At 45.6% G+C, this 10070-nt stretch carries 10 protein-coding genes; 2 read left to right on the forward strand and 8 right to left on the reverse strand.

What is annotated here, in order from left to right; all coding sequences use genetic code 11:
- Positions 1 to 123: 123 nt before the first annotated feature.
- Entirely contained in the window at positions 124 to 312 is a 189-nt protein-coding gene (locus tag CN378_RS15465) for a hypothetical protein (RefSeq protein ID WP_098353324.1), read from the forward strand.
- Positions 313 to 347: 35 nt separating this feature from the next.
- On the opposite strand, the gene ysxE is transcribed toward CN378_RS15465, so the two are convergent.
- The 8 genes from ysxE to hemA form a co-directional block, all read right to left on the reverse strand.
- The gene (ysxE, locus tag CN378_RS15470) at positions 348 to 1376 is read right to left on the reverse strand and encodes a spore coat protein YsxE (protein WP_098353326.1); all 1029 of its coding nucleotides are present in this window, start codon (positions 1374 to 1376) and stop codon (positions 348 to 350) included.
- Positions 1377 to 1514: 138 nt separating this feature from the next.
- A complete protein-coding gene (gene spoVID / locus CN378_RS15475) occupies positions 1515 to 2726 on the reverse strand; it encodes a stage VI sporulation protein D (protein ID WP_098353327.1) in 1212 nt (403 codons plus the stop codon).
- Between the two features lie 133 nt (positions 2727 to 2859).
- Positions 2860 to 4152, reverse strand: a complete 1293-nt coding sequence (hemL, locus tag CN378_RS15480) for a glutamate-1-semialdehyde 2,1-aminomutase (RefSeq protein ID WP_098353329.1) — start codon at positions 4150 to 4152, stop codon at positions 2860 to 2862.
- Between the two features lie 56 nt (positions 4153 to 4208).
- Complete coding sequence (hemB, locus tag CN378_RS15485) at positions 4209 to 5183, reverse strand: porphobilinogen synthase (RefSeq protein ID WP_098353331.1); 975 nt, start codon at positions 5181 to 5183, stop codon at positions 4209 to 4211.
- Between the two features lie 26 nt (positions 5184 to 5209).
- Positions 5210 to 5992 (reverse strand): uroporphyrinogen-III synthase, encoded by a 783-nt coding sequence (locus CN378_RS15490; RefSeq protein WP_098353332.1) that lies wholly within the window; start codon positions 5990 to 5992, stop codon positions 5210 to 5212.
- Positions 5992 to 6924, reverse strand: a complete 933-nt coding sequence (hemC, locus tag CN378_RS15495; RefSeq protein WP_098353333.1) for a hydroxymethylbilane synthase — start codon at positions 6922 to 6924, stop codon at positions 5992 to 5994. Before hemC ends, CN378_RS15490 begins: the two co-directional genes overlap by 1 nt.
- A 17-nt stretch (positions 6925 to 6941) precedes the next feature.
- Complete coding sequence (locus tag CN378_RS15500; RefSeq protein WP_098353335.1) at positions 6942 to 7775, reverse strand: cytochrome C assembly family protein; 834 nt, start codon at positions 7773 to 7775, stop codon at positions 6942 to 6944.
- Positions 7776 to 7790: 15 nt separating this feature from the next.
- Entirely contained in the window at positions 7791 to 9143 is a 1353-nt protein-coding gene (hemA, locus tag CN378_RS15505) for a glutamyl-tRNA reductase (protein WP_098353337.1), read from the reverse strand.
- A gap of 398 nt (positions 9144 to 9541) precedes the next feature.
- Between hemA and CN378_RS15510 the strand changes: the two genes are divergently transcribed.
- Positions 9542 to 10027 carry a LiaI-LiaF-like domain-containing protein gene (locus tag CN378_RS15510; RefSeq protein ID WP_098353339.1) on the forward strand — a complete coding sequence of 162 codons (486 nt, stop codon included), beginning with the start codon at positions 9542 to 9544 and terminating at the stop codon, positions 10025 to 10027.
- The last annotated feature ends 43 nt before the right edge of the window (positions 10028 to 10070 follow it).

Genomic DNA, 10070 nt, shown 5'->3' on the forward strand with positions numbered 1-10070 from the left:
TTTCGTCAATCATTATTGGCCATTTCGTTTAAAAATATTCATTTCGCCTATATATAGGCACCATTCCACCCTGTATTCATAAGATAAAGTAATGAATATACCCAGGAAAGTGAGTGGACGATTATGAAAAAAATCAACCAGTACACCCTGCAGAAATGGATGGGCAATGCCCGGTTAATATGTAAGCAATTCATCATACCATTTACCATTTTTCAAGGGGTCCGCACCATCCTGCTTCCAACCACTTTTGATGTCCTTCTGCTGACCCTGTTCATCGGTATCGGCCTTGCCATTTACTTCGATTGGATTTAAAGAACTGACGAATGGTGGATTCGTCAGTTCTTTTTTTATTCCGCTTCCTCTGCCTGCTCCTGCTTCTTTTTCTCCATTTCATCCAGGCGCATGACGACGTATTCGGTATTTTTAAGTAACCAGTAGTGCCGCTGCAGCTTCTTTAGGGACTTCCGTTCATTCCGCTTATCCTTCGGGGTATGAAAATATTTCTCCACAACGGCAATGACGGAGCTTGGATAAGCAAGGTAGCTCATGAACAGGAGCCGTTCTTCATTCCGCACGGTAAAGTGCTGGAAATAGGTGGTGAGCCACTCGATGCATTCCTCATAATATTTAGGATAGGTTTTGAGTGTTCTCGACAAGAATGGCAGAAGATCATGAAACGGGGACGCCATCCTGGAATTCTCGAAATTGTGGAAATACCCCAAACCCCTTTCATCGAATAAAAAGTGCTCCGTCGACACCTTTCCATGAGTGATCACGGTCCTTACCTTTTCGAGCTCCTTCGTCTCCTCGTACCACTCATCCAGCATTTTACGGGAGAATTTCAACGCTTGAGAGGCGTCCTTATAGTACATGCAGAAATGAAATTGAAAAGGGGACATGTACGTCGTCTTTTCACACGTTTCCACATACTCATCAAGGAATTGCTGCTCTTTGTCCCATCTTGACGTCAATTGCTCGTAATGGGATTCCCTTTCTTCTTTATCAATTTTCACTTCCTGGGAAGAAAGAGTATGGAGCCTTGCCAGTTCCCTGAACATCTTTTGATGCTTTTCGAATTGGTCTTCCCTCTCCTGATTCAGGAGCCAGGGCATGACATAGTATAAATCCCCTTGATTCCACACCGCATAGCGCCCATCAAGGGTAGGATATATCGGGACGATCCGGTTATAGCCCCTTTGAAACAGCAATTGCACATTCCGGACGAAGTCCACTCCGTTTTGTGCTGGAAGCTGTTTCACGGCAAGAGTCCCCTTATTGGAGAATACCTTTGAAATCTTTCCGTAGTTTTCAACAAAATGGGGTTCGACCCCATAAGGCTGCAAGACAGGCTTCAATCCCTCCAGCGTTTGTACCATTCCTCTCACCTTCTAAGATTACTTTTCTAAAAAAAACGGACCAACTCCAATGAATTTGGTGTCAGCCCCGTCGTTTCTTCTATAGTACAATGACTCTCTTCATTGGCCCTCTGATGGGAGTAACCCTGCTATTTTCCTTTACCCCTTGAAAACAAACTCGCTGTTCGGGATATAAAGAACCTGCCCTGCATACACATCCTGATTGGCTTCAAGCTGATTCACCCTTAAAAGCTGCGGGATGGTGAGATCATATTTCTCGGCAATATAATCCAGGTTCTCTCCTTCCTGGACGATGCATACCCGGAGAGTCGCACCCTTTTCCTCTTCTTTACGGGCAAAGAAATCCGTCAAGGAAATGGATTCGTACTTCTTTTTGCCCTTCGTCTTTTTCTTTTCTTCCTTTTCTTCCCCACTCTCTTCCATCTCTGCTTCAACGGCAGAGGATGAGGAGGAAGACTCTTCTTCTTCCATCTCATGCGCTTTGTACTTAGGGGCAGGCGGAGGCGTGTAGGCCGCCTTCGGTTCAGCGTGCTGCTCCTCCGACGACTCACTCAGCTCATGCTGTGGAAGCTCGAATACATTCTCTTTCCGGTAGTCCGCTTCCTGATAAGAAAGAGCCGGATTTGCATCATATTGGATCTGTACGGGAATCTCATCCTCCTGTTCTCCTGGAGGCGTCCTTCCTTCGAGATGAAACGGCTGATACTCATCGTCACTGTAGTCTTCTTCTGCATCGTCCTCTTCAACATAAGCCGTCAGATCGTCTTCCTCATCTTGATCGTACCCATACACTTCTTCTCTTTCTTCCTCTTCTTCTGTTTCCACTTCTTCTTCCAGTTCCAGGGCGGCACTTGACCGGTAAAGGGGCTCGAATTCCTGTTCTCTCTCATATTCGGCCTCAAGGGGAGTATGGGCCTGCTGTTCACCATAGATGCCCGTGATCGTCAAATCGGCATTCAGTTTCAAACAGGCATTTTCAGGCACGACATAATCGAAGGACTCGACATACACGTCAATATCGCCTAAATTAGCGATTCGATTTTTTGGGATGGTCACATCCACCGGGAAACGATGGACAAATTCATATTCTCCTCTTTCCCGCTTTTCCACAGTTTGCACAAACTTCCCGCTTGCTTCAAACTCATCTTCCTCTTCTTCTCTCGGTGATGTCGGTAAATATTCACCTGACAAATCAAGGCTCCCTCTAATAAGTACGTACTGCTCTTGCTCTTGAATCGTTATATGAGGATCTAAGGAGATAGATAGCAATTCTTCAACTTCCTGTCCTTTTTTGAACCAAATTGATTCTTCCAAAGAAAATCGTAGACACGATTGTTGTTCTTGTGACAAAGAAATTCCTCCTTCCAGTTCTAAACAAAGAAATAGTAAACAATGCCATTATCACTTTATGAAACGAAAAGGAGGAATATGATAGGAAAACAAATAAAAAACAGCCGATCCCCCAAAAGGATCGGCTGCCCCATTACTTCTTACTAATCTTTTCAAACGCTTTTTCGGCTGCCTGAAGGGTCTTTTCGATATCATCATCCGTATGGGCTGTTGATAAGAAAAGCCCTTCGAATTGAGAAGGTGGCAGGAATACCCCTTCATTGGCCATTTCACGGTAATATTCAGCAAACATCTCCAGGTCCGAAGACTTGGCACCTTCGTAGTTCGTTACCTCTTCATTGGTGAAGAAAATCCCGATCATGGAGCCTGCACGATTGATTGTATGAGGAATATTGTGCTTTTCAGCGGCTTTCTTCAAGCCTTCCTCCAATAGATCTGCTTTCCGGGAAAACTCAGTATAGGTTTCCGGAGTCAGCTGACTGAGTGTCTCGTACCCGGCCGTCATCGCCAAAGGATTTCCAGAAAGAGTCCCTGCTTGATAGATTGGGCCGCTTGGAGCGATTCTTTCCATGATTTCCGCTTTACCGCCGTATGCACCGACAGGAAGTCCCCCACCGATCACTTTCCCTAAGCAGGTTAAGTCAGGTGTGACATTGTAATATCCCTGAGCACAGCCATAGCCGACACGGAAGCCGGTCATGACTTCATCGAAGATCAGAAGTGCACCATGGTTTTCCGTTACCTCACGCAGGCCTTCCAGGAAGCCGGGTTGCGGAGGTACGACACCCATATTTCCGGCAACAGGCTCGACGATAACACCTGCGATGTCATCACCGAACTGCTCGAACGCATAGCGGATGCTTTCAAGATCATTATAAGGAACGGTGATCGTGTTCTTGGCGACCCCTTCAGGAACCCCCGGACTATCAGGTAAACCAAGGGTCGCGACACCGGAACCGGCTTTGATCAATAAAGAATCCCCATGTCCGTGGTAACAGCCTTCGAACTTGATGATTTTATTTCGTCCCGTATATCCACGGGCCAAACGGAGCGCGCTCATCGTCGCTTCCGTACCCGAAGACACCATGCGGACGACTTCAATGCTTGGCACCCGCTCAATCACAAGCTTGGCCAATTTGTTTTCGATTTCTGTCGGGGCACCGAAGCTCGTCCCGTTTTCGGCTACTTTTTTAATGCTCTCCACGACGCGGTCATTGCTGTGACCAAGAATGAGAGGTCCCCATGACAGGACATAATCAATGTATTCATTTCCATCAATATCGTAAATTTTCGATCCTTTCCCTCTTTCCATGAAGATCGGATCCATTTTGACGGATTTGAATGCCCGGACGGGACTGTTCACCCCGCCGGGCATCAGGTTTACTGCTTCTTTGAACGCTTGCTTCGATTTCTCATATGATCGCAATATGGTTTCCTCCTTTAGTGATCTTTTCAGTCATCCTTACAGGAACTTTCCACCAATTAGGATAACCAATTCGCTACATCTTTTGCGAAATACGTAATGATGAGGTCTGCCCCGGCACGTTTCATGCTGGTCAGCTTCTCCATGACGATTTCCTGTTCATTCACCCAGCCGTTTTGGGCCGCTGCTTTCACCATGCTGTATTCGCCACTTACGTTATAAGCGACAACCGGTGCATTAAAACGGTCTTTCACTTCACGCATGATGTCGAGATACGATAGGGCTGGCTTCACGATAAGGAAATCGGCACCCTCTTCCATATCAGATTGTGCTTCTCTCAATGCTTCCAAGCGGTTTGCCGGGTCCATTTGATACGTTCTGCGATCTCCGAATTGCGGTGTGGAGTGGGCGGCATCACGGAACGGACCGTAGAAGCTTGATGAATACTTAACCGCATAGGACATGATCGGCACATCGTGGTAGCCTGCCTCATCAAGACCGTGGCGGATGGCTGCGACAAATCCATCCATCATATTGGAAGGGGCGATGATGTCTGCACCAGCTTCAGCCTGGCTCACAGCTGTTTTCGCCAACAGATCCAGCGTCTGGTCATTCAGTACTTTACCGTCTTTGACGATTCCACAATGGCCGTGACTTGTATATTGGCAAAGACACGTATCCGCTACGACAACAAGGTCAGGATAATGTTTCTTGACGAAGCGTGTCGCCTCCTGGACGATCCCGTGATCATGGTAGGCCTGTTTCCCCAGTTCGTCTTTTTCAGCAGGGACACCGAAAAGGATGATTGATTTGATTCCGAGAGAAACCACTTCATCCATTTCCGCCTTTAAATTATCCAGTGAAATATGATAAACACCCGGCATGGACGGGACGACGTTCTTGATGTTTTCCCCTTCCACGACAAACAAAGGGTAAATTAAATCTTCTTTTCGCAGATGAGTCTCCCTAACCAGCGAACGCATCGTTTCCGTTTGACGCAAGCGGCGGTGACGATTAAATTGCAGGTCTTTCATAGTAAAAGCCTCCTAATGTTATATGACTAGCGGGAAGAGATGAAATCTTTCATCTCATTCACCATTTCATTTACAGTATAAACGCTCGGACAGATTTTTACATGCAATCCGTATTGTTCAGCGGTATTTTTTGTGATCGGGCCGATGCACGCGATCGGGATGTCCCGGATATGATCATGAAGCGCATACTCCTCCATCACCTTCATAAAATGATGCACCGTCGAGGAACTCGTGAACGTAATGATGTCCACTTGTTCTTTTTCAATGATGCGCTTTAACTGCAGGGTGCTGCTTGCAGGAAGGACCGTTTCATATACGATCCATTCCTGACATGTCACTCCGGCGGAAGCCAGTTCTGAGGCAATGACGTTCCTTGCAAGATTGCCTTTTGGAATCAGGACGTGCCCGGAAGGCTTCACTTTTGAAATGAACTCAGCGGCAAAGTCATCGCCGGTGAAATTTTCGGGCACAAAGGAAACCGGTATTCCGTATTTTCGGCAGTACTGCTCTGTTTTACTTCCCACGGCAGCGAATTTCCCTGTATATAAGGTCAATGGGATCCCCTGTCTCTTCAATGCCTGCAGAAAGAACTTGACCCCATTCTTGCTGGTGAAAATAATCCATTCGTACGTATGTATGGCGGTGTGGAGCGTCTTCTCCCATGGGTCTTCATGGGATTGAAAATGAAGGAGCGGCACCAGAATGGGTACCCCTCCCTCGTTTTCAATGAGGGAACCTGTTTCACTGGATCCCTCATTGCCACGAGTGATCAAAACCTTTACATGTTCTAAAGGCCTCTTCCCCTTCATTATTGATCGAGCTCCTCTTTCACCTGATCGATCAAGGCTTTTGCCCCTTGTTTCGTTAAACTTTCAGCGACTTTTTCTCCCACTTCTTTTGGATCCGGACCTGTCATGTATTCCTTGTAGATCGTTTCTCCGTTTGGTGAAGCGACAAGCCCCGTCAAGGCAATGTCCCCGTTGTCCATAAGCTCGGCAAAGCCTGCGATCGGCACCTGGCAGCCCCCTTCCATTTTATGAAGGAATGCTCTTTCTGCTGTAACCGTGCTCGTCGTTTCTTCGCATGCGAATTTCTCAAGAAGTTCAAGGACCTCATGGTCATCGTCCCTGCACTCGATTGATAAGGCCCCTTGACCTACAGCAGGCAGGCACAGGTCGGGATCCAGGAATTCCGTCACGACATCCGACGTCCATCCCATACGCGACAACCCTGCGGCTGCCAGGATGATGGCATCATAATCCTCATTCTGAAGCTTGGCAAGGCGCGTATCGATGTTACCGCGGATCCACTTGATTTCAAGGTCGGGACGGACGGAAAGGATTTGAGCCCCTCTCCGCAGACTGCTCGTACCGACGATCGCTCCCCCCGGCAGATCTTTAAGGGCCACATGGTTCTTACTGATAAACGCGTCACGGTGATCCTCACGTACTGGTATGCTTCCAATGGTCAATCCTTCTGGTAAAACCGCCGGCATGTCCTTCATGCTGTGAACCGCCATGTCGATTTCTTTATCCAGCATCGCCTGCTCGATTTCTTTTACGAATAAGCCTTTACCGCCCACTTTGGACAGGGTGACATCAAGGATCTGATCCCCTTTCGTCACAATTTCCTTCACTTCGAAATCATACGAAGGGTCAAGGGCCTTCAGCTGATCGATCACCCAATTGGTTTGGGTAAGGGCTAATTTACTTCGTCTAGATCCTACAATAATTTTTCTCATAATGACCTCCTGAAAACTTATGAATACCAGAAATGAAATGAAGACAACCGACTTCCTAAGAAAAAGTTGATCAATATAATCAAGAAGGCTGCAACATTCAGATAAGCTAATGATTTACCAAAGACATTCTTTTTGATGCGAAGGTAAAGATAGCTGCTATATAAAATTAATAGAATGAATGATCCTACTATTTTCGGGTCGTACCACAGAAATTCCGGCAGTTTGATATACGCCCATTGCAGCCCCAGTATCAGGCTCAGCAAGAGCATCGCCACACCGATGGAATTCGAGATATAGGATATCTTCTCAAGCTTGGACAGATCACTGATCCTCCATAACCTCTGCCCCCATTTCTTCTCCTTCAATAATTTAAACTGCAGGAGATACAAAAGGGAAAACACAAAGGATAAACTGAAGGCCCCGTAGGACAGGATCGCCATCGTAATGTGGATTAACAATAACTCGGATACCATTTGTTCTGCCATCGCCTGGGACTCCACCTGGACAGGCGCGAAGGTGTGGATCGCCATGATGATGAAACCGAGTACATTTGTAAAGAACACGGTGAAGTCCACTCTTAACAGTCGATTGATGACCAGGGACAGGGTGATCAGGACCCAGGCATAAAAATAAAGTCCCTCAAAGATGGTGAGGACCGGGAACCTGCCTGTATTCATCATGTATAGAAATAAAAAGATTGTTTGAAGGACCCAAACAATCGCAAGTAACCAGAAGGCAAACAGGTTTGCCTTCCGGTTTTTGTTTAAGAAATCTATAAAATAAAAGAGAATACTAATAGCATACAGAACAATCATAAGTTCATGCAGCCTAGTCATCGTTTGTTCAAACATCGACAATAACCTCACTTATGGTTGAAAAGAGGGTTGTGGTGTAAGCTTAAGATCGCTCTCAGTCTTTTCGTTGGCTGCTTTCACTTGTTTCTGCTCTAGCACTTGTTGTTCAATGTTAAAAATGTTGATGAATAAATCCAATTTATCTTCTGCGTCCGGCATTCCTGCCAATTCCTTTGCCTGCAGGATCGGATCTTTTAACAGCTGATTGATGATGCTCTTCGTATGTTTATTCAACACCTTGCGTTCGCGGTCGGTCAAGTCAGGCATTTTCCGCTCGATGCTCTCCATCGTATCTGCCTGAATGGATAATGCTTTTTGTCTGAGTGCGGAAATGACCGGCACCACCCCGAGCATGTTCAACCATTCTTTGAACGCCACTATTTCAGCTTCGATCATGATTTCGATCTGCTCAGCTGCTTTCTTACGCTCAGCAAGGTTCGCCTGGACGATTCCTTCTAAGTCATCGATATCATAAAGGAATACACTTTCGAGCTGTCCGATGGCCGGATCTAAATCCCTCGGTACGGCAATGTCCACCATGAAGAGCGGACGGCCTTTTCTCATGCTTTCCACATGGGACATCATTTCTTTTGTGATGACAAAATCCTTTGCACCTGTAGAACTGATCATAATATCAGCCTCTACAAGGGCACATTGAAGCTCCTGCATCGTTTTCGCATTTCCGCTGAAACGCTCAGCCAGTGTTTGAGCCTTCTCATAGGTGCGATTGATCACGGTCACCTTCGTGGCTCCGCTGCCATGGAGGTTTTGGATCGCAAGTTCACCCATTTTACCCGCTCCAAGAATGAGGACATGCTTTTTCTCCAGGCTGCCGAAGACTTTTTTAGCCAACTCAACGGCCGCGTAGCTGACTGATACAGCATTCGAGCCAATCTCTGTTTCTGAATGACCCTTTTTGGCAACGGTCACCGCCTGCTTAAACAGGTGGTTAAATACTGTACCGGTCGCTCCCGACTCCTGGGCATTCAGGAAGCTTGAACGAATCTGGCCAAGGATCTGGGTTTCCCCAAGGACCATGGAGTTCAATCCACAGGCAACCTTAAAAAGGTGTTCGACGGCTCCTTCTTGTTCATAAATGAACAGATAAGGCGTGAACTCCTCTTTGTCTATATCAAACCATTGAGATAAGAAATCTTTAATATAATAACGACCTGTATGAAGCTGATCTACTACCGCATAAACTTCCGTTCGATTACATGTAGAAACAATCACATTTTCAAGGATGCTTTTCTTTTCCTTTAATGTTTTCATAGCTGAAGGAAGATCAGTTTCATTGAAAGATAAACGTTCGCGAATCTCTACAGGGGCCGTTTTGTAATTTAAACCAACGACTATTGTATACATGCTATGCACTACACCCCCAAGTAAAATCATTACTTTTATTATAACATGTCCGAATAAGAGCCTGACCTTGAAATGTGAACAGAAATTGAAACCTAAGTATGATACATTAAAAGGGTAGAAACGACTGCTTCTTACGGGACTTGCTAAACATTCATTTCATCATTACATTTAAGAAAGAGAAAGAAAAATGCTTGTAAGCATTTTCATTTCTTGAGAAATTACATATATTTCGACATTACCTACTAATGTAGGGTACCAAAACAAGCCTAAAGAATCAAGTGATGGAAAGGTTTCTCACTATTTGTCGTCATATAGGGATTCATCTTTAATATTATGTGTCTTTTTCCCTTAAAAAATAGGATTCAATCCTTCATTTCACTATTATCAGGAGGAAAAGTATGAAACAGCAGCGAATATTCCCTGGAATCATCTTAATTGGTTTTGGAGCTTATTTTTATTTACAGCAAGCAAATATTGTATTATTTCAGGAGTTCTTTACGTGGCCGACCCTGCTGATCATCGTCGGACTTGCCTTTCTCGGTCAGGGATATGGAGCCAGGGATTATGAAGCCATCCTCCCGGGTACGATCCTGGTTGGATTCGGTTTACATTTTCACGTTGTCAATAAACTCGATATATGGCCGGATCATATGGGGACATTCATTCTCATCATCGCCCTCGGTTTTCTTCTCAGATACCAGAAGACAAGGGCAGGGTTATTTCAAGGAGTGCTATTCTTGACACTTTCTATCATTCTCCTTTTCTATGATAAGGTGGTGCGTTGGTTGGGCTTCATTGAGGGAAGTGTAGGAACGGCATGGGAATTCTGGCCGATTATCATCATCGGCATCGGTGTCTATCTGTTATTTGTAAGGAAAAAGTAACCCATAGAAAAAGCCCGGAACAATGTAGACTAACCTAAATTAA

It is taken from the genome of Bacillus sp. AFS015802 (genome assembly GCF_002561455.1).
GTDB lineage: Bacteria > Bacillota > Bacilli > Bacillales > Bacillaceae_B > Rossellomorea.